Origin of the sequence: Mycobacterium sp. WUMAC-067 (genome assembly GCF_020217485.1) — a bacterium.
GTDB lineage: Bacteria > Actinomycetota > Actinomycetes > Mycobacteriales > Mycobacteriaceae > Mycobacterium.
Genome location: NZ_JAEKMI010000044.1, coordinates 17,748 through 37,747, shown reverse-complemented (window position 1 = coordinate 37,747; position 20,000 = coordinate 17,748). Strand labels below are relative to the sequence as shown.

The 20,000-nt window shown below is 65.6% G+C and carries 17 protein-coding genes; 8 read left to right on the top strand and 9 right to left on the bottom strand.

Annotated elements, in window-relative coordinates:
- Window positions 1-72 precede the first annotated feature (72 nt).
- Window positions 73-426 carry a thioredoxin gene (trxA, locus tag JF781_RS22745; RefSeq protein ID WP_008262471.1) on the top strand — a complete coding sequence of 118 codons (354 nt, stop codon included), beginning with the start codon at window positions 73-75 and terminating at the stop codon, window positions 424-426.
- Between the two features lie 128 nt (window positions 427-554).
- Complete coding sequence (locus JF781_RS22740; protein WP_225329869.1) at window positions 555-1,775, top strand: N-acetylmuramoyl-L-alanine amidase; 1,221 nt, start codon at window positions 555-557, stop codon at window positions 1,773-1,775.
- 7 nt (window positions 1,776-1,782) lie between these two features.
- On the opposite strand, the gene JF781_RS22735 is transcribed toward JF781_RS22740, so the two are convergent.
- The 9 genes from JF781_RS22735 to rpmH all read right to left on the bottom strand — a co-directional run bounded on the left by JF781_RS22735 (window position 1,783) and on the right by rpmH (window position 8,237).
- Entirely contained in the window at window positions 1,783-2,535 is a 753-nt protein-coding gene (locus tag JF781_RS22735; protein WP_225329870.1) for an acetyltransferase, read from the bottom strand.
- Between the two features lie 264 nt (window positions 2,536-2,799).
- The gene (locus JF781_RS22730) at window positions 2,800-3,795 is read right to left on the bottom strand and encodes a ParB/RepB/Spo0J family partition protein (protein WP_225329871.1); all 996 of its coding nucleotides are present in this window, start codon (window positions 3,793-3,795) and stop codon (window positions 2,800-2,802) included.
- A gap of 23 nt (window positions 3,796-3,818) precedes the next feature.
- The gene (locus tag JF781_RS22725) at window positions 3,819-4,817 is read right to left on the bottom strand and encodes a ParA family protein (protein WP_374109741.1); all 999 of its coding nucleotides are present in this window, start codon (window positions 4,815-4,817) and stop codon (window positions 3,819-3,821) included.
- Window positions 4,814-5,554 carry a 16S rRNA (guanine(527)-N(7))-methyltransferase RsmG gene (gene rsmG, locus JF781_RS22720; RefSeq protein WP_225329873.1) on the bottom strand — a complete coding sequence of 247 codons (741 nt, stop codon included), beginning with the start codon at window positions 5,552-5,554 and terminating at the stop codon, window positions 4,814-4,816. The genes JF781_RS22725 and rsmG overlap by 4 nt, the downstream gene beginning before the upstream one ends.
- Window positions 5,555-5,634: 80 nt before the next feature.
- Window positions 5,635-6,201 carry a R3H domain-containing nucleic acid-binding protein gene (locus JF781_RS22715; protein ID WP_225329874.1) on the bottom strand — a complete coding sequence of 189 codons (567 nt, stop codon included), beginning with the start codon at window positions 6,199-6,201 and terminating at the stop codon, window positions 5,635-5,637.
- 82 nt (window positions 6,202-6,283) lie between these two features.
- Window positions 6,284-7,423 carry a membrane protein insertase YidC gene (gene yidC, locus JF781_RS22710; protein ID WP_225329875.1) on the bottom strand — a complete coding sequence of 380 codons (1,140 nt, stop codon included), beginning with the start codon at window positions 7,421-7,423 and terminating at the stop codon, window positions 6,284-6,286.
- Window positions 7,362-7,712 (bottom strand): membrane protein insertion efficiency factor YidD, encoded by a 351-nt coding sequence (yidD, locus tag JF781_RS22705; protein ID WP_225329893.1) that lies wholly within the window; start codon window positions 7,710-7,712, stop codon window positions 7,362-7,364. Before yidD ends, yidC begins: the two co-directional genes overlap by 62 nt.
- The gene (gene rnpA, locus JF781_RS22700) at window positions 7,709-8,071 is read right to left on the bottom strand and encodes a ribonuclease P protein component (RefSeq protein ID WP_225329876.1); all 363 of its coding nucleotides are present in this window, start codon (window positions 8,069-8,071) and stop codon (window positions 7,709-7,711) included. Before rnpA ends, yidD begins: the two co-directional genes overlap by 4 nt.
- Before the next feature lie 22 nt (window positions 8,072-8,093).
- Window positions 8,094-8,237 carry a 50S ribosomal protein L34 gene (rpmH, locus tag JF781_RS22695; RefSeq protein WP_003874369.1) on the bottom strand — a complete coding sequence of 48 codons (144 nt, stop codon included), beginning with the start codon at window positions 8,235-8,237 and terminating at the stop codon, window positions 8,094-8,096.
- A gap of 602 nt (window positions 8,238-8,839) precedes the next feature.
- Between rpmH and dnaA the strand changes: the two genes are divergently transcribed.
- The 6 genes from dnaA to gyrA all read left to right on the top strand — a co-directional run bounded on the left by dnaA (window position 8,840) and on the right by gyrA (window position 19,950).
- A complete protein-coding gene (dnaA, locus tag JF781_RS22690) occupies window positions 8,840-10,375 on the top strand; it encodes a chromosomal replication initiator protein DnaA (protein ID WP_225329877.1) in 1,536 nt (511 codons plus the stop codon).
- A 535-nt stretch (window positions 10,376-10,910) separates the two neighbouring features.
- Complete coding sequence (gene dnaN / locus JF781_RS22685; RefSeq protein WP_225329878.1) at window positions 10,911-12,110, top strand: DNA polymerase III subunit beta; 1,200 nt, start codon at window positions 10,911-10,913, stop codon at window positions 12,108-12,110.
- The gene (recF, locus tag JF781_RS22680; protein WP_225329879.1) at window positions 12,111-13,268 is read left to right on the top strand and encodes a DNA replication/repair protein RecF; all 1,158 of its coding nucleotides are present in this window, start codon (window positions 12,111-12,113) and stop codon (window positions 13,266-13,268) included.
- Window positions 13,265-13,828, top strand: coding sequence for a DUF721 family protein (locus JF781_RS22675; protein WP_225329880.1), 564 nt, complete (start codon window positions 13,265-13,267; stop codon window positions 13,826-13,828). The genes recF and JF781_RS22675 overlap by 4 nt, the downstream gene beginning before the upstream one ends.
- A 256-nt stretch (window positions 13,829-14,084) precedes the next feature.
- Window positions 14,085-16,118 carry a DNA topoisomerase (ATP-hydrolyzing) subunit B gene (gyrB, locus tag JF781_RS22670; protein WP_225329881.1) on the top strand — a complete coding sequence of 678 codons (2,034 nt, stop codon included), beginning with the start codon at window positions 14,085-14,087 and terminating at the stop codon, window positions 16,116-16,118.
- Window positions 16,119-16,170: 52 nt separating this feature from the next.
- Window positions 16,171-19,950 carry an intein-containing DNA gyrase subunit A gene (gene gyrA / locus JF781_RS22665; RefSeq protein ID WP_225329882.1) on the top strand — a complete coding sequence of 1,260 codons (3,780 nt, stop codon included), beginning with the start codon at window positions 16,171-16,173 and terminating at the stop codon, window positions 19,948-19,950.
- Window positions 19,951-20,000: the final 50 nt, after the last annotated feature.

The following is a 20,000-nucleotide window of genomic DNA, read 5'->3' as shown; positions in this document are numbered from 1 at the left end:
GTCCAGCGCCGCCGCCCAAGGCGACGCCACCGAATTTCCGGGCAGTACCGACACATTGATTGGAGCACCACAATGACCGATGCCGAAAAGGCCGGGGCCACAATAGAAGTCTCGGACGCATCATTTTCGACCGAGGTGTTATCCAGCAATAAGCCTGTGCTCGTTGACTTTTGGGCTACATGGTGTGGCCCCTGCAAGATGGTTGCGCCGGTACTCGAGGAGATCGCCGGCGAGCGTAGCGATCACCTCACTGTCGCCAAGCTCGACGTGGACGCCAACCCGGAAACCGCCCAGAACTTCCAGGTGGTCTCCATCCCCACCATGATCTTGTTCAAAGACGGCCAGCCGGTGAAGCGGATCGTCGGCGCCAAGGGCAAGGCGGCGCTGCTGCGCGAGCTTTCGGACGCCGTCCCGGGCCTCAGCTGATCGCCATTTGATCTCGTCGCACCACACCCCGGTGCATAGCCTGGGGTTTTCTGGAATTTGCGAAGCGTCTGCGACAATACGGTGAGCTGTTGCCCCTAAATGAGCCTTTGTCCCGGAGGGCCCTTGGTATGTCGAGTCCGCGCCGCGAATACGGCGACGCGCTGCGCTGTGGTGACCGCAGCGCCGCTGTGACCGAGATCCGGGCCACGCTGGCCTCATTGGGCCTGCTGGATGGCTCCGACGAGGATCTCAGTACCGGCCGGCAGGTGGCCCTCGAACTCTTCGACGCCGAACTTGACCAGGCAGTTCGTGCTTTCCAACAGCATCGCGGCCTGCTCGTGGACGGCATTGTCGGCGAGGCCACCTACCGCGCACTCAAGGAAGCGTCGTACCGCCTTGGCGCGCGCACGTTGTATCACCAATTCGGCGCGCCCCTCTTCGGTGACGACGTCGCCACGCTGCAGGCGCGGCTGCAGGATCTCGGCTTTTACACCGGCCTGGTCGACGGCTATTTCGGGTTGCAGACGCACAACGCTTTGATGTCATATCAGCGCGAATACGGGCTGTCCGCCGACGGTATCTGCGGCCCGGAAACGTTGCGGTCCTTGTACTTTCTGAGTTCACGGGTCTCCGGCGGGTCGCCCCACGCTTTGCGCGAAGAAGAATTGGTGCGCCGCTCGGGCCCCAAACTGTCCGGCAAGCGGATCATCATCGATCCGGGCCGCGGCGGCGCCGACCACGGCTTGATCGTGCACGGTGCGTCGGGTCCGGTCAGCGAAGCAGATGTGTTGTGGGACTTGGCCAGCCGACTCGAGGGCCGCATGACTGCCATCGGGATGGAAACCTTTTTGTCCCGTCCGGTCAACCGCAGCCCCTTGGACGCCGAACGCGCGGCCACCGCCAACAATGTCGGCGCCGACCTGATGATCAGCCTACGCTGCGAGAATCAGCTCAGCACCGCGGCCAACGGGGTGGCGTCCTTTCACTTCGGCAACTCCCATGGTTCGGTGTCCACCATCGGCCGCAATCTCGCCGACTTCATCCAGCGAGAAGTGGTGGCCCGCACCGGTTTACGCGATTGCCGCACGCACGGCCGGACGTGGGATCTGCTGCGTCTGACCCGGATGCCGACGGTCCAGGTTGACATCGGGTACATCACCAACCCGCGCGACCGCGCGATGCTGGTCTCCACCCAGACCCGCGATGCCATCGCCGAGGGGATCCTCGCCGCGGTCAAGCGGCTCTACCTGCTGGGCAAGAACGACAGGCCCACGGGCACATTCACTTTCGCCGAGCTGTTGGCCCACGAACTGTCGGTGGAGCGCACCAGCCAGCTGGGCGGATCGTAACCACCCGCTAACCACCCAGGGTGGTTCCCGACGCATTCCCCGCCGTAGAGCCGGCCCCGACGGGCTGCTCCAGATGCGCGCTTTCCAGCAGACGCTCCAAGGCCGCCTCGACTTCGGCCTTCCATCCCAGACCTTTGTCGAGCTCGAGCCGCAACCGCGGGAAGTACGTATGTGGTGCCACCACAACGAAACCCGCGTCCTTCAAGAACTCCGCATCCATCACACAGCGGTCCACCGAGCAATCGCCGACGGCTTCCAAGACCGCCCGCACATCGGGGCCCACCAGTCGCGGATCCTGCAATTCCGAAGCCGCCGGGGTGCGGCCGAACGCCTCGAGCGCCCGCACGCCGCGTCGCACCAACTCGTCGATGACCCGTGCGATCAAGCCGTGCGGTAGGTCGTCGGCGGCCGGGCCGGGTTCGATGCCCATCGACGTCAACAAGACCGCGTCCGCGGACACCGGCCCGGTCGGAAATCGCTGGGCCCGCGGCACCGCCCGCGGCGGCGCGTAGAACACATAGCCCAGGCACGGGGGCTCGGCCTGGCTTCGCTCGTCGGGGACCGCGGTCGCCACCTGACCGCACGAGCCCCACTCCAGCATCACCATCGACAACCACGCTTCTTTTTCGAATTCGGGATCGGTGAGGTGATCCTGGTTGCCGAGGGTCGCCGGATCGACTTCCCAGAAGACGCACCGGCGCGCGTGCTTGGGAAGCTGCTCGAAGGCCTCGAGCCGCAGCGGCGTGATTCGAGCGGACACTAGCCTCCTGCTCCTGTGCGGTACTGCAGCCATCTGCACCGACAACCCCTCCAGGATAGGAGAGGTGGTCGTGATCGGGCCAGCTTTAACCTGCCGACGCGGGTTCGGGCGCTCGAACCGCCGACCGCGGGCGGTTGCTGGCCGTCGTTTCCCGAAAGTCGTTGCCACCCATGCAATTTCGTTGAGCCATGACGCCGGGGCAGGGGAAATTTCCGACCGAATCCACCCCAGTGTCACAGTGACGTAATTACACCGTGTCCTAGGTCAGGCCTTGGGCGGCGTCATGACGTCGATGATTCGCTGTAGATCGTCCACCGACCCGAACTCGACGACGATCTTGCCCTTGCGTTTGCCCAGGCTCACGGTCACCCGTGTATCGAAGGCGGTCGAGAGCCGGTCAGCAACATCTTGTAGGCCGGGCATCTGGATCGGCTTGCGCCGCGGTGTCGTCGGCGTGGCGGCGCCTGACCTGTTGGCCAGCGTGACCGCCTCCTCGGTGGCCCGCACCGACAGTCCCTCCGCGACGATGCGGGTGGCCAGTTCTTCTTGGGCGTCGGGACCGGCCTCCAGGGACAGCAGTGCGCGGGCATGGCCAGCGGACAGCACGCCGGCCGCCACCCGCCGCTGCACCGCGATCGGCAGCTTGAGCAACCGGATCATGTTGGTGATCAACGGCCGCGACCGTCCGATGCGGGCCGCCAGTTCATCGTGGGTGACACCGAACTCGTCGAGCAGCTGCTGGTAAGCGGCCGCCTCTTCCAAGGGGTTCAGCTGCACCCGGTGGATGTTTTCCAACAGGGCGTCGCGCAACAGGTCGTCGTCACCGGTCTCGCGCACGATCGCCGGGATGGTCGCCATCCCGGCCTCTTGCGCCGCCCGCCAGCGCCGCTCCCCCATCACGATCTGGTAGCGCGCACCGCTGGCCGAGTCCTTGACTGCCCGCACCACGATCGGCTGCAAGAGCCCGAACTCGCGGATGGAGTGCACCAGTTCGGCCAGCGCTTCCTCGTCGAAGACCTGCCGGGGCTGACGCGGGTTGCGCTCGATGTCGGCCGGCGCAATTTCCCGGTAGACCGCGCCCATGGAAGCAGTGGCCGAGGCGTCCTGGGGCGGCGCTCCCCCGATCAAGACGTCGGCGGCCGCGTCCCCCATCCGGGGACCGAGGGTCGCCGGTCCGGAATCGCCGTCTGCGGGACCGGTGGGAATCAGCGAAGCCAGGCCCCGGCCGAGGCCACCTTTTTTGCGTAACGGCTGCGTCATGGTCGTCCCTTCACGGATGGTGGTCAATCGCGCTCGGCGAGTTCGCGGCTCGCGTCGAGGTAGCTCATCGCCCCGCGGGAACCGGGGTCGTAATCGATGATGGTCATGCTGTAGCCCGGCGCCTCGGACACCTTCACGCTGCGCGGAATCACCGTCCGCAGCACCTTGCTCCCGAAGTAGCGGCGCACCTCCTCGGCGACCTGGTCCGCGAGCTTGGTGCGGCCGTCGTACATGGTCAGCACCACGGTGCTCACCTCGAGCTTCGGGTTGAGGTGCGCCTTCACCATCTCGATGTTGCGCATCAACTGCGAGACGCCCTCGAGGGCGTAGTACTCGCACTGGATCGGGATCATGACTTCCGGTGCGGCGACGAGCGCATTGATGGTCAGCAGGCCGAGCGACGGCGGGCAGTCGATGAAGACGCAGTCGAAGTCGAGGCTGTCGAGGTCGGCCAGAGCGGTGCGCAACCGATTCTCGCGCGCGACCATGCTCACCAATTCGATCTCGGCGCCCGCCAGGTCGATCGTCGCGGGGATGCAGAACAGTCGCTCGTTGTGCGGGCTCTGCCGCAGGGCGTCGTGGACGGAGACCTCGCCGAGCAACACCTCGTACGACGACGGCGTTCCCGACTTCCGGTCGGTGATGCCCAGCGCCGTGCTCGCATTGCCCTGGGGGTCGAGGTCGATGACGAGAGTCTTGAGGCCTTGCAGCGCGAGGGCGGCGGCGAGATTGACCGCGGTGGTCGTCTTGCCCACGCCGCCCTTTTGGTTGGCGACGGTGAAGACCCGGCGACGGGCCGGCCGGCGCAGGGGCGGATACGTGGTATGCAGGACCCGCATGGCCCGCTCGGCCGCCGCGCCGATCGGGGTATCGAATTCGGCCGTTGTTTCACGTGAAACATTGGGCCGCGCCGGGGCGGCTACCGGCTGGGCCGGGGGCCCCTCCACCGCGGACGCGGGCCTCGCCTCTAGGCCGGCCTCGGGCGCCGGTGAAGTCGTGGGCCTATCTCCAGGAGATGTCATCGCGTTCGGGCCTTCCCGGTCCGTGCCGACTTGGGGTACGGCGGCTGTCCGCGTCGCGCTGAAACTACGGTTGCGGGGGGACGCAAATAGGTCGCGCCACATGTCACCACCCTGACATCAGCGGCGCCCGATGCTGCCATCACACGCCGGAATTGTTCAACTTCCTCGGACGCCCGCTCCCCTTTGATGGCAAGGATCCGACCACCCGGGCGTAACAAGGGCATGCTCCACTTCGTCAGCTTGTCCAACGCCGCAACCGCTCGTGACACCGCCGCATCCCTCTCCCCGAACCGGCGGCGCACCTCCGGTTCTTCCGCACGCCCGCGGACCACCTCGACGGCCAACCCTAGTTCGTTGACGACCTCGTTGAGAAATTCGCTGCGCCGCAGGAGGGGTTCGAGCAACACCACCTCGAGATCGGGCCGCGCGATCGCCAGCGGGATCCCGGGAAGGCCCGCGCCGCTACCGATGTCGATCACGCGCTCGTCTGCGCCGAGGAGTTCGGCCGTCGCGGCGCTGTTCAATATGTGGCGGTCCCAGATGCGAGCGACCTCGCGCGGTCCGAGCAGCCCACGCTCGACGCCCGCACTGGCAAGGAGCGTGGCGTACCGCCGCGCGGTCCCGAGCCGGTCGCCGAAGACCGCGGCGGCCGCATCCGGCGGGGCGCCGACGGCGGCGCCGGTGCCCGCGGGCTCCCCCGCGGCTTCGACCGGACCGCCATGTTTCACGTGAAACATCCTCTAGTTGGCTCGTGCACTTTCAACCTTCGGACGCCCTCCGGACCAGAAGAACTACACCGCTGTAACTCTGTGGAACGTCAGTCGTGCAGCACGACCACGCGGCGCGACGGCTCGACGCCCTCGCTCTCGCTGTGCACCCCGGAGACCGCGGCGACGGCGTCGTGCACGATCTTGCGTTCGAACGGCGTCATCGGCGCCAGCTCTTCACGCTCCCCCGATTCGAGCACCCGCCGCGCCACCTTGTCGCCCAGCGCCGCCAACTCTTCGCGGCGGCGGCGGCGCCAGCTGGCGATGTCGAGCATCAACCGGCTCCGCACGCCGGTCTTCTGGTGCACCGCCAGCCGGGTCAGCTCCTGCAGCGCGTCGAGCACCTCGCCGCCGCGCCCGACCAACTTGTTCAGGTCGTCGCTGCCGTCGATGCTCACGACGGCCCGGCTCCCCTCAACGTCCAAGTCGATGTCGCCGTCGAAGTCCAACAGGTCCAACAGCTCCTCGAGGTAGTCGCCGGCGATCTCGCCCTCGGCGACCAACCGCTCCTCGAGGTCGTCGCTTTCCTCGACGTCGCCCTGGGCGGCGTCCTCGGCCGGCGCCGGCGTCTCGAGTTCCGTGTCCACGTCGCGTTCGGTGGTGTCGGCGTCTGTCATGTCTTTCTCTCCCTCATCCATGGGTCTGAGCCCAGTTGGGGCCGCCCTGCCAAGGGTCGCCCCGATCGCTTGTCCGCCCGTATCAGCGTTTGCGTTTCTTCGGCCGTGCCCCCGGGCGCGGGGTGCGATTGCTTGGCGTCTCGTCGGCTTCCGTCGCCTGCGCGTCGGCACCCTCGGAATCCGCGTCCGCGGGGCCGGTCGCCTCGACGTCCGCGCCGGCCTTCGCCGAACCGTTCCCGTCCGGCGACGTCGCCTTCGGGTTCCGCTTGGGTTTGGCTCCCGGAGCCGGTGCGTTCGCCGCCCGTCGTGCGATCGCTTCCTGCTTCTTGGCTTCGTCCTCTTTTTCGATCATTCCGAACACGTAGTGCTGCTGGCCGAAGGTCCAGATGTTGTTCGCGAACCAGTACAGGATGATCGCCAGTGGAAGGAAGGGCCCGCCGACCACCACGCCGAGCGGAAACACATACAGCGCAAGCTTGTTCATCATCGCGGTCTGCGGGTTGGCGGCGGCCTCCGGGCTCTGCCTCGCCACCGACGCCCGGCTGTTGAAGTACGTCGCGACCCCGGCCAGGATCATCACGGGCAGCCCAACGGCGATCACGGCCGGCCGGCTGAAAATGGTGAATGCGTCCAGACCGGTGCGCTGCGTCATGAAGGCGCCGATCGGTGCGCCGAACAAGTTGGCGTCCAGGAAGTGCGCGACGTCGGCCGGGGTGAAGACGTAGTTTCCGGTGAGCCGGTTCTCGGCCACCGAAAGGTGTGGCTGCCCGAACCCGCCGGTGGTTCGGTTGAACGAGCGCAACACGTGATACAGGCCGATGAACACCGGGATCTGCGCCAGCATCGGCAAGCAGCCAAGAATCGGGTTGAAGCCGTGTTCGCGCTGCAGCTTCTGCATTTCGAGCGCCATCCGCTGGCGGTCCTTGCCGTATTTCTTCTGCAGCGCCTTGATCTGCGGTTGTAGCTCCTGCATCTGGCGCGTGGTGCGGATCTGTCGCACGAAGGGCTTGTAGAGCAGCGCGCGCAGGCTGAAGACCAAGAACATCACCGACAGCGCCCAGGCGAAGAAGTTCGACGGGCCCAGCATGGAAGCGAACAGCTTGTACCAAACCCACATGATCCACGACACCGGGTAGTAGACGAAGTCGAGGCTGAAAACGTCAAAGGACAAAGGATTCACTCTCCCCTCGCGTCGCTCGGACGGCCCGAGCGTCGCTGGCATCTTGGCAATTCCCTTGGCAGCCGGGGCGATCCGGTATCGGATCCCATCCACCCTTGTGCCATGGTCCGCACTTGGCGAGTCTGGCCGCAGCCAACCAGCTCCCCCGAATCAGCCCGTACTCGTTCAGCGCATCGACCGCGTACTGGCTGCAGGTCGGAACGAAGCGACAAGTCGCCGGACGTAGCGGCGACACCATATGCCGGTAGAGCTGGATAAGGAAAATCAGTCCCCGCGCCACGGACCTTCCGGCGGTGTGGGTGAGCGCGCCCACCGGAGACCTTCTCGTCACGGTGCGATTCCCGTCGCAGGCATCCGTCGCAAACACCGCCGCAGTTCCTGCTCCAGTCGAGCCGACGACGCGGTCCGGCTACCGGGCAACGCCCGGATCACCAGCCGGTCGGACTCCTGGAGTTCGCCCAGGATCGTGCGGGCCACATGTCGCAGCCGGCGCGCGACCCGATGACGTTCCACGGCCGAACCGACGGGCTTGCCGACAACCAGTCCGACGTGTGGCGCCATCGCGCCGTCACCGGAGCCGGTTTCGCGCCGGAAATGAACGACGATGTCGGGCTGTGCCATGCGGATCCCGTGTTTCACCGTCGCGTCAAACTCAATTGACCGCGTCATGCGGTTGCGTGCGGGAAGCACCGCCGAACGACCTGACCCGCGATCAGGCAGATAACGCGCGGCGGCCCTTGCGGCGACGACCGGACACGATCGCGCGTCCGGCACGAGTGCGCATCCGCAAGCGGAAGCCATGCACGCGGGCTCGGCGCCGGTTATTCGGCTGGAAGGTCCGCTTGCCCTTGGCCACGACGTTCTCCTCGTTGTTTGCCATCCGGCCGCTCAGACGTTTCGCTTCGGGCTCGTCTGCGTTCGGACCGGAGGTGGTCTTGCTGCTACTGGCCGGCGCGGTCCCCATGTGGTTCTGGGTCGCAGCCGTATCGCCGACTTTCGGGCGACTGTTTGAGGGTACTGACGAGCCTTCGCCTGGTCAAACCTGGCCTGCCGCAACGCAGCCGCGGGGGGTCGACGAAAGATTTTCCGTTCCGGTCATACTCGCTTCCGGCGCGACTACGATAACGAGCCGAACCAAGGCCCCAATGACCCTAAACGACCCGATTGGAATGCAGCGGAACGGTTGGCAGCCGCACGGAAAACTGTTAGCTTCTGCCCAAGTCGTTTTAGACTGAACCAGCGCTCGACAACGAAGCGAGGATGGTGGATCGACTAGCTGCCTAGACAACCTTTTTGGGTTTTCTTCCAGCGCGGAGATCGCGAGCCGTCGCCGGTAGGTTGTGGCTCGCATACGATCACCCTGTCCACACCTGTGTATAACTATGTGGACAGCCGTTTTGTCGCCAGGCGTGAGTTGTACTTCGACCCGGGACGTTCGAGAACCAGGGAGATGCGTCGTTGACCGATGACCCGGGTTCAGGCTTCACGACAGTGTGGAATGCGGTCGTTTCCGAGCTCAACGGCGACCCGACCGCAGACGGCGTAGCCGCCAACCGCACCACCCTGGTAACTCCCCTCACCCCGCAGCAAAGGGCATGGCTGAATCTGGTCCGGCCGCTGACAATCGTCGAGGGGTTTGCCCTGCTGTCGGTACCGAGCAGCTTCGTGCAAAACGAAATCGAACGTCATCTCCGGGCCCCGATCACCGATGCCCTCAGCCGCCGGCTCGGGCAACAGATCCAACTGGGCGTCCGCATCGCTCCCCCACCCGACGATGTCGAGGACGCGTTGATCCCGCCGGCGGAACCGTTCCCCGGGTCCGACAGCTCCGTCCTGGGTGACGACACCACCCTCGACACCGACGAACCGTTCGACAACGGCGCGGCCGTCGACGGCGCCCAGCCCGGCTGGCCGAACTACTTCACCGAGCGGCCGCACGCCATCGACCCCGCCGTCGCCGCCGTCACGAGCCTCAACCGCCGCTACACCTTCGACACGTTCGTCATCGGCGCCTCCAACCGGTTCGCCCATGCCGCAGCCCTGGCGATCGCCGAGGCCCCGGCCCGCGCGTACAACCCCCTCTTCATCTGGGGTGAATCCGGTCTCGGTAAGACCCACCTGCTGCATGCCGCCGGCAATTACGCGCAGCGTCTGTTCCCGGGGATGCGGGTCAAATACGTCTCCACCGAGGAATTCACCAACGACTTCATCAACTCGCTGCGCGACGACCGCAAGGTGGCTTTCAAGCGCAGCTACCGCGACGTCGACGTGCTGCTCGTCGATGACATTCAGTTCATCGAGGGCAAGGAAGGTATCCAGGAAGAGTTCTTCCACACCTTCAACACGTTGCACAACGCCAACAAGCAGATCGTCATCTCCTCGGACCGACCGCCCAAACAGCTGGCCACCCTGGAAGACCGGCTCCGAACACGGTTTGAGTGGGGTCTGATCACGGACGTGCAGCCTCCGGAGCTGGAAACCCGGATCGCGATCTTGCGCAAGAAGGCTCAGATGGAGCGCCTCGCGGTCCCGGACGACGTCCTCGAACTCATCGCCAGCAGCATCGAGCGCAACATCCGCGAACTCGAGGGCGCCCTGATCCGGGTGACCGCGTTCGCCTCGCTGAACAAAACCCCGATCGACAAGGCGCTGGCGGAAATCGTGCTTCGCGATTTGATCGCCGACGCGAGCACCATGCAGATCAGTGCGGCCACCATCATGGCCGCCACCGCCGAATACTTCGACACCACCGTGGAGGAACTCCGCGGCCCGGGCAAGACGCGCGCGCTGGCCCAGTCACGCCAGATCGCGATGTATCTGTGCCGTGAGCTCACCGATCTGTCGCTGCCAAAGATCGGGCAGGCCTTCGGCCGCGACCACACCACGGTCATGTACGCGCAGCGCAAGATTTTGTCCGAGATGGCCGAGCGGCGTGAGGTTTTTGATCACGTCAAGGAGCTCACCACTCGCATCCGGCAGCGTTCCAAGCGCTGAATCCGGCGTTTCGAGGCCTCGGCGCGTAATTTTTTTCGAGAAACTTCTCGCGCGTCCGTCACATCCGCCACACCCAGGGCATGTGCGTAGCCTGTGGACACCGCGCTCATACGCCGGTGCAGTATCGGGCGGTCGGTGCACACCTGTCGTTCGTCCCCAACTGGACCCACACACGACTCACACCCGCCGGCGCCGCGATCCACATCCCGATCGTCGCGCTAGCTGCACTGGGACGGCTCTGTCCCCAAAATGCACAGGCCTTAATACTGTTACTGAGATCTCTTCATCGGTTCTTCTTTGAAATACAGGCTTGGGGACGTTCGGTGCACACCCCCCGTCAGAGCCATCGTCAGATCGTTTTGTCGGCCTTTGCGATTAGCTTTCAAGATGGCCCCGGAGGATCTACGGTTGTTCTTCGACTGCCGTTACGGTCGTCGTCGGCGCATCGCGTCACCGGCGCTCGTGGCGGGGCCCCGTGCTAGCGGGGGGAGGCTAGCCAAAATGGATTCGAAAACGCTGAAGGTGAAGGGACGCTATGGACGCGGCGACGACAACGGCTGGCCTCAGCGACTTGAAGTTTCGTTTGGTGCGGGAGACTTTCGCCGACGCGGTGTCGTGGGTGGCGAAGAACCTGCCGTCCAGACCCGCGGTGCCGGTGCTGTCCGGTGTGCTGCTGTCCGGGACCGATGACGGCCTGACGATCTCCGGGTTCGATTACGAAGTATCCGCGGAAGCGCAGGTAGCGGCCGAAATCGCTTCTCCTGGAAGTGTTTTGGTCTCCGGACGGCTGTTGTCAGACATCGTCCGGGCGTTGCCGAACAAGCCGATCGATTTCTACGTCGATGGCAATCGGGTGGCGCTGAACTGTGGGAACGCCAGGTTCTCGTTGCCGACGATGGCGGTCGAGGATTACCCGACGCTGCCGGCCCTGCCGGACGAGACGGGGACGCTGCCCGCCGATTTGTTCGCCGAGGCGATCAGCCAGGTGGCCATCGCGGCCGGCCGCGACGACACGTTGCCCATGTTGACCGGTATCCGGGTTGAGATTTCGGGAGACACGGTGGTCTTGGCCGCCACCGATCGGTTCCGGTTGGCGGTTCGCGAGTTGACCTGGTCGGCGGCCTCACCGGACATCGAAGCCGCGGTCCTGGTCCCGGCCAAGACGCTGGCCGAAGCCGCCCGGGCCGGCACCGACGGTTCTGAGGTTCGTTTGTCGCTGGGTGCGGGCGCCGGCGTCGGAAAAGACGGCTTGCTCGGCATCAGCGGGAACGGCAAGCGTAGCACCACGCGCCTGCTCGACGCGGAATTCCCGAAGTTCCGCCAGCTGTTGCCGGCCGAGCACACCGCCGTCGCGACGATCAACGTGTCGGAGTTGACCGAGGCGATCAAGTTGGTGGCGCTGGTCGCCGATCGAGGCGCTCAGGTGCGGATGGAATTCAGTGAGGGATCGCTGCGGTTGTCCGCGGGGGCCGACGATGTCGGTCGGGCCGAGGAAGACCTGGCGATCGATTTCGCCGGCGAGCCGCTGACGATTGCCTTCAACCCGACGTACTTGACCGACGGGCTGGGATCGGTTCATTCCGAGCGGGTGTCGTTTGGTTTCACGACCCCGGGCAAGCCGGCGCTGTTGCGCCCGGCGCTGGACGATGACAGCCACCCGACCGGCACGGGCCCTTTCAGCGCGCTACCGACCGATTACGTCTACCTGTTGATGCCCGTCCGGTTGCCTGGCTAGGTGTACGTCCGGCATTTAGGACTGCGCGACTTCCGGTCCTGGGCACAGGCCGACCTCGACTTGCAACCCGGTCGGACGGTCTTCATTGGTTCGAATGGATTCGGGAAGACGAATCTTCTTGAGGCGCTGTGGTATTCGAGCACCTTGGGTTCACACCGGGTGGGAACTGACGCACCGTTGATCCGGGCCGGCGCCGCGCGGGCGGTGGTTTCCACGATCGTGGTCAACGAGGGCAGGGAATGTGCGGTCGATCTGGAAATCGCTGCGGGGCGGGCGAATAAGGCGCGGCTGAACCGTTCACCGGTGCGCAGCACCCGCGAGGTCATCGGCGTCCTGCGCGCGGTGTTGTTCGCTCCCGAGGATTTGGCGTTGGTGCGTGGTGACCCGTCGGAGCGGCGGCGCTATCTCGACGACCTGGCGACGGTGCGTCGCCCGGCGGTAGCGGCGGTGCGCGCCGATTACGAAAAAGTCTTGCGGCAGCGGACCGCGTTGTTGAAATCCGTGTCCGGGGCGCGGTATCGGGGCGATCGAGGCGCACTGGACACGCTCGACGTCTGGGACAGTCGCCTGGCCGAACACGGTGCCCAATTGATGGCCGCCCGTATCGATTTGGTGAACCAGTTGGCGCCCGAGGTCGAGAAGGCCTATCAGCTGTTGGCCCCGGGATCGCGGGTGGCGTCGATCAACTACCGATCCAGCCTCGGTGCCGACGCCGCGGCGGATGTCGCCGGCGGTGACCGGGAATTCCTGGAAGCTGCTTTGTTGGCGGCGTTGTCGGCGCGGCGCGATGCGGAGTTGGAGCGCGGCATGTGTTTGGTCGGCCCGCACCGCGACGACCTGGAACTGTGGCTCGGTGATCAGCCGGCGAAAGGCTTTGCCAGCCATGGGGAATCGTGGTCGTTCGCGTTGGCGCTGCGGCTCGCCGCCTACGAGTTGCTGCGCGCCGACGAAAGTGACCCGGTGTTGTTGCTTGACGACGTGTTCGCCGAGCTCGACGCCGCGCGGCGCCGCGCGCTGGCCGCGGTGGCCGAATCGGCAGAGCAGGTGCTGGTCACGGCCGCCGTGGTCGAGGACATCCCGGCGGGCTGGGACATTCGACAGGTCTACGTCGACTTACGCGACAGCGACTCGGGGCGGGTATCGGAGATGCGCGCGTGACCGGCACGGGAGAGGGCCCGGGTCCCGAGGCCGGCGGACCGCCGAGCGAGCTGCGCGGCATCGACTTGGTCAGGCGCACCCTCGAGGAGGCGCGGGCCGCGGCACGGGCTCAAGGGAAAGACGCCGGCCGCGGGCGCGCGGTGTCGCCGTCCCCGCGCCGGGTGGCGGGTCGGCGGCGCAGCTGGTCGGGCCCGGGGCCGGACGTTCGTGACCCCCAACCGTTGGGCAGGGTGGCTCGCGACCTGGCGAAAAAGCGGGGATGGTCCGCGCAGGTCGCCGAGGGCACCGTGCTGGGCAACTGGACAGCGGTGGTCGGCCACCAGATCGCCGACCACGCGGTCCCGACCTCTCTCAACGACGGTGTGCTGAGTGTGGCCGCCGAATCGACGGCGTGGGCCACGCAGTTGCGGATGATTCAGGCGCAGTTGTTGGCCAAAATCGCCGCGGCGGTCGGCGACGGGGTGGTCACGTCGTTGAAAATCACCGGCCCGACCGCGCCGTCGTGGCGCAAGGGGCCGCGCCACATCTCCGGGAGAGGGCCGCGCGACACCTACGGTTAGCGTCGTTCGGGACGCCGTTCGACCCCCGGACAGGGCTTTATCCACAGGCCGCTCAGATCGGCCAGAATCTCGTGGACACCCTGGATGCACGTCGGGACGCGGCCAGAATAAAAAAATCGCCCGCACGGCGCGGTTAGCTGGGTAGAAACGCGGCTAGAAAATCGGTGCGGACGGGGGATCACGCTAGACTAGCCGTGTGCGACTGTTGCGGTGACTGGAACCGCCCGCATGAAACCCCAAGGAGAGCATTCCGACCGTGGCTGCCCAGAAGAAGAAGGCGCAAGACGATTACGGCGCTTCAGCGATCACCGTGCTCGAAGGCCTCGAGGCCGTCCGCAAACGCCCCGGCATGTACATCGGGTCCACCGGCGAGCGTGGCCTGCACCACCTCATCTGGGAGGTGGTCGACAACTCGGTCGACGAGGCGATGGCGGGCTATGCCAACAAGGTCGACGTGCGGATCCTCGATGACGGCAGTGTCGAGGTCGCCGACAACGGCCGCGGAATCCCGGTGGCGATGCACGCGACCGGCGCCCCCACCGTCGACGTGGTGATGACCCAGCTTCACGCCGGCGGCAAGTTCGGCGGTGAGAACAGCGGTTACAACGTCAGTGGTGGCCTGCACGGCGTGGGCGTGTCGGTGGTCAACGCCCTGTCGACCCGTCTCGAGGTAGACATCGCCCGCGACGGCCACGAGTGGTCGCAGTACTACGAGAAGGCCGTACCGGGCACCCTCAAACAGGGTGAGGCCACCAAGCGGACGGGCACGACCATCCGGTTCTGGGCCGATCCCGACATCTTCGAAACCACCCAGTACGACTTCGAGACGGTGGCGCGCCGGCTGCAGGAAATGGCGTTCCTGAACAAGGGGTTGACGATCAACCTCACCGATGAGCGCGTCGAACAGGACGAGGTCGTCGACGAGGTCGTCAGCGACACCGCCGAGGCGCCCAAGTCGGCCCAGGAAAAGGCGGCGGAATCGACTGCGCCGCACAAGGTTAAGCAGCGTACCTTCCACTACCCCGGCGGCCTCGTCGACTTCGTCAAGCACATCAACCGCACCAAGAGCCCGATCCAGCAGAGCATCATCGACTTCGACGGAAAAGGCCCGGGCCACGAGGTCGAAATCGCGATGCAGTGGAACGGCGGCTACTCGGAATCCGTGCACACCTTCGCCAACACCATCAACACGCACGAGGGGGGAACCCACGAAGAGGGCTTCCGCAGCGCGTTGACGTCGGTGGTGAACAAGTACGCCAAAGACAAGAAGCTGCTCAAAGACAAGGACCCGAACCTCACCGGCGACGACATTCGTGAAGGCCTGGCCGCGGTGATCTCGGTGAAGGTCAGCGAACCCCAGTTCGAGGGCCAGACCAAGACCAAACTGGGCAACACCGAAGTGAAGTCGTTTGTGCAGAAGGTCTGCAACGAACAACTCACGCACTGGTTCGAGGCCAACCCCGCGGACGCCAAGGTGGTGGTCAACAAGGCGGTGTCGTCGGCCCAGGCGCGGATCGCCGCGCGCAAGGCGCGAGAGTTGGTGCGCCGCAAGAGCGCTACCGACCTCGGTGGGCTGCCCGGCAAGCTTGCCGACTGCCGCTCGACGGATCCGCGTAAGTCGGAACTGTATGTGGTGGAGGGTGACTCGGCCGGCGGCTCGGCGAAGAGCGGCCGGGACTCGATGTTCCAGGCCATCCTTCCGCTGCGCGGGAAGATCATCAACGTCGAGAAGGCCCGGATCGACCGGGTGTTGAAGAACACCGAAGTGCAGGCGATCATCACCGCGCTGGGCACCGGCATTCACGACGAGTTCGACATCACCAAGCTGCGCTATCACAAGATCGTGCTGATGGCCGACGCCGACGTTGACGGCCAGCACATCTCGACGTTGTTGTTGACGCTGCTATTCCGGTTTATGCGGCCCCTGATCGAGCACGGGCACGTGTTTTTGGCGCAGCCGCCGCTGTACAAGCTGAAGTGGCAGCGCAGCGATCCCGAATTCGCCTACTCCGACCGCGAGCGTGACGGCCTGCTGGAGGCCGGGCAGAAGGCGGGCAAGAAGATCAACAAGGACGACGGCATTCAGCGCTACAAGGGTCTCGGCGAGATGGACGCCAAGGAATTGTGGGAAACCACAATGGATCCCACCGTCCGGGTGTTGCGCCAAGTCACGCTGGACGACGCCGCCGCCGCCGACGAGCTGTTCTCGATCCTGATGGGCGAGGACGTCGACGCGCGCCGCAGCTTTATCACCCGTAATGCCAAGGACGTTCGCTTCCTGGACGTCTGAGCGATCATCGCCGCACCGGACTGGACCCTGCTGACCGACCAACGAGGAATACATGACTGACACCACGCTGCCGCCAGGTGACGACTCCGTCGACCGGATCCAGCCGGTTGACATTCAGCAGGAGATGCAGCGCAGCTACATCGATTACGCGATGAGCGTGATCGTCGGCCGCGCGCTGCCCGAGGTGCGCGACGGCCTCAAGCCGGTGCACCGCCGGGTGCTCTATGCAATGTATGACTCCGGGTTCCGCCCGGACCGCAGCCACGCCAAGTCGGCGCGGTCGGTGGCCGAGACGATGGGTAACTACCACCCGCACGGCGACGCCTCGATCTACGACACCCTGGTGCGGATGGCGCAGCCGTGGTCGCTGCGCTATCCCTTGGTTGACGGGCAGGGCAACTTCGGTTCGCCCGGCAACGACCCGCCGGCGGCCATGAGGTATTGCGTCACGGCGGATGCATTGGTGCGGTTGCCGTTCGGGCAATCCGTGCGGATCGGCGACGTCGTGCCGGGCGCAAAGCCGAATACGGACAACGTGACTGAGTTGAAGGTTCTCGATCGGCACGGTGACCCGGTTCTGGCGGATCGCTTGTTCCATTCGGGCGACCATCAGACCTACACCGTGCGCACCGCCGAAGGCTACGAGGTCACCGGCACCGCAAACCACCCGTTGCTGTGCCTGGTCGACGTCGGTGGCGTACCGACCCTGTTATGGAAGCTGATCGAAGAGATCCGGCCCGACGACTGCGTCGTGATACAGCGCACTCCCCCAATGGAACTCGGTCCCGCCGACTGGGAGCCGACGATGGAGGCCTTGCTGCTCGGGGCATTTGTCAGTGAGGGCTTCGTATCCGAAACGCGCGCCGGTTTCAACAACCTCGATCGCGACTTCTTCAACACGGTGGTCACCGCGTATGACGCGGTCGTGGGCGGCACCCGTTACGTGTCCGAACGGACGATTGCGTCGGGATCGTTGCTGTACGAACTCGATATCCACAATGTCGACGCACTGCGGGGTAGCCGTCTTTGGGATGTCGTCGGACAGCGTTCAGCCGACAAGGCTGTACCGGAATGGCTTTGGCAGGCGCCAACTTGCGTCAAGCGCGCATTCCTGCAGGCGCTGTTCGAAGGCGACGGGTCGTGCTCCGTCCTGCCCCGCAACACGATTCAGATCTCGTACTCGACGCGCAGCGAGCGGCTGGCGAAAGACGTCCAGCAGATGCTGCTCGAGTTCGGCGTCGTTTCGCGCCGCTACCGGCACGCCGTCGGGGAGCACAAGGTCGTCATCACCAACCGTGCCCAGGCCGAACTGTTCGCCGCGCAAATCGGTTTCGGCGGTGCGAAACAAGCCAAGCTGACTAGGATTCTGGGCGCGATGCCGCCGTGTGCCGGAATGGACGGCGACCACGTTCCCGGCCTGGGACGGTTCGTCCGCCGACACTGCGGCAGCCGCTGGGTCGACAAGGACTGGTTGAACCGCCACAACATCGACCGCATCCAGCGGTGGCGCACACGGGGCGCGGAGATCCTTTCGCACATCGCCGACCCGGATGTCCGCGCAATCGCAACGGAACTCACCGACGGACGCTTCTATTACGCGAAGGTCGCCTTTGTCACCGAGGCCGGCGTCCAGCCGGTGTACAGCCTTCGCGTCGACACCGAGGACCATGCGTTCCTCACCAACGGTTTCGTCAGCCACAACACCGAAGCGCGGCTGACCCCGCTCGCGATGGAAATGCTGCGCGAAATCGACGAGGAGACAGTCGATTTCATCCCCAACTACGACGGCCGGGTGCAGGAACCCACCGTCCTGCCCAGCCGGTTCCCCAACCTGCTGGCCAATGGGTCCGGTGGCATCGCCGTCGGAATGGCGACCAACATCCCGCCGCACAACCTGCGCGAGCTGGCCGAAGCCGTCTACTGGTGCCTGGACAATCACGAGGCCGACGAGGAGGCCACGCTGGCCGCGGTCCGCGAGCGGGTCAAGGGCCCCGACTTCCCCACCCACGGCCTGATCGTCGGGTCGCAGGGCATCCACGACGCGTACACCACGGGGCGAGGCTCGATCCGGATGCGCGGAGTCGTTGAGATAGAAGAGGATTCACGCGGACGCACCTCGCTGGTCATCACCGAGCTGCCGTACCAGGTGAACCACGACAACTTCATCACCTCGATCGCCGAGCAGGTCCGCGACGGCAAGCTCGCCGGCATCTCCAACATCGAGGACCAGTCCAGCGACCGGGTCGGCTTGCGCATCGTCGTGGAGATCAAGCGCGACGCCGTCGCCAAGGTGGTGCTGAACAACCTCTACAAGCACACCCAGCTGCAGACGAGCTTCGGTGCGAACATGCTGGCCATCGTCGACGGGGTGCCGCGCACCCTGCGCCTCGACCAGATGATCCGCCACTACGTCAATCACCAACTCGACGTCATCGTCCGGCGCACCACCTACCGGCTGCGCAAGGCCAACGAACGCGCGCACATCTTGCGCGGTCTGGTCAAAGCGCTCGACGCGCTGGACGAGGTCATCGCGCTGATCCGCGCGTCGGAGACCGTGGACATCGCGCGCGCCGGCCTGATCGACCTGCTGGATATCGACGAAATCCAGGCCCAGGCCATCCTGGACATGCAGCTGCGCCGGCTGGCCGCCCTGGAGCGCCAGCGCATCGTCGACGACCTCGCCAAGATCGAAGCCGAGATCGCCGACCTGGAAGACATCCTGGCCAAGCCCGAGCGGCAGCGCCGGATCGTGCACGACGAGCTTTCCGAAATCGTCGACAAGCACGGCGACGAGCGGCGCACCCGGATCATCGCCGCCGACGGTGACGTCAACGACGAGGACCTGATCGCCCGCGAGGACGTCGTCGTCACCATCACCGAGACCGGCTACGCCAAACGCACCAAGACCGACCTGTATCGCAGCCAGAAACGCGGCGGCAAGGGCGTCCAGGGCGCGGGGCTGAAGCAGGACGACATCGTGCGGCACTTCTTCGTGTGCTCGACGCACGACTGGATCCTGTTCTTCACCACGCAGGGCCGGGTGTACCGCGCCAAGGCCTACGAACTGCCGGAGGCCTCGCGTACCGCGCGCGGTCAGCACGTCGCCAACCTGCTGGCGTTCCAGCCCGAGGAGCGCATCGCCCAGGTCATCCAGATCCGTGGCTACGAGGACGCGCCGTACCTGGTGCTGGCCACCCGCAACGGCCTGGTGAAGAAGACCAAGCTGACCGACTTCGACTCGAACCGGTCGGGCGGGATCGTGGCCATCAACCTGCGTGACAACGACGAGCTGGTCGGCGCGGTGCTGTGCTCCTCCGAGGAGGACCTGCTGCTGGTGTCGGCGAACGGCCAGTCCATCAGGTTCTCGGCGACCGACGAAGCGCTGCGCCCGATGGGACGCGCCACCTCCGGCGTGCAGGGCATGCGCTTCAACGCCGACGACTATCTGTTGTCGCTCAACGTCGTCCGTGAGGGCACCTACCTGCTGGTGGCGACCTCCGGCGGGTACGCCAAGCGCACCGCGATCGAGGAGTATCCGGTGCAGGGCCGCGGCGGCAAGGGCGTCTTGACGGTGATGTATGACCGTCGGCGTGGCAGGCTGGTCGGTGCGTTGATCGTCGATGAGGACAGCGAGTTGTACGCGATCACCTCGGGAGGCGGCGTCATCCGGACCGCGGCGGGCCAGGTTCGCAAGGCGGGTCGGCAGACCAAGGGCGTGCGGCTGATGAACCTCGGCGAAGAAAACACGCTGTTGGCCATCGCCCGCAACGCCGAAGCGAACGCGGACGAAGCGGTCGAGGAAATCGAAGGTGGCGCGGAGTCGGAGAGCTAGTCGGCACGAAGCCACTAGACTCAGCCCGATGACGATGCGGGCCGCGGCGC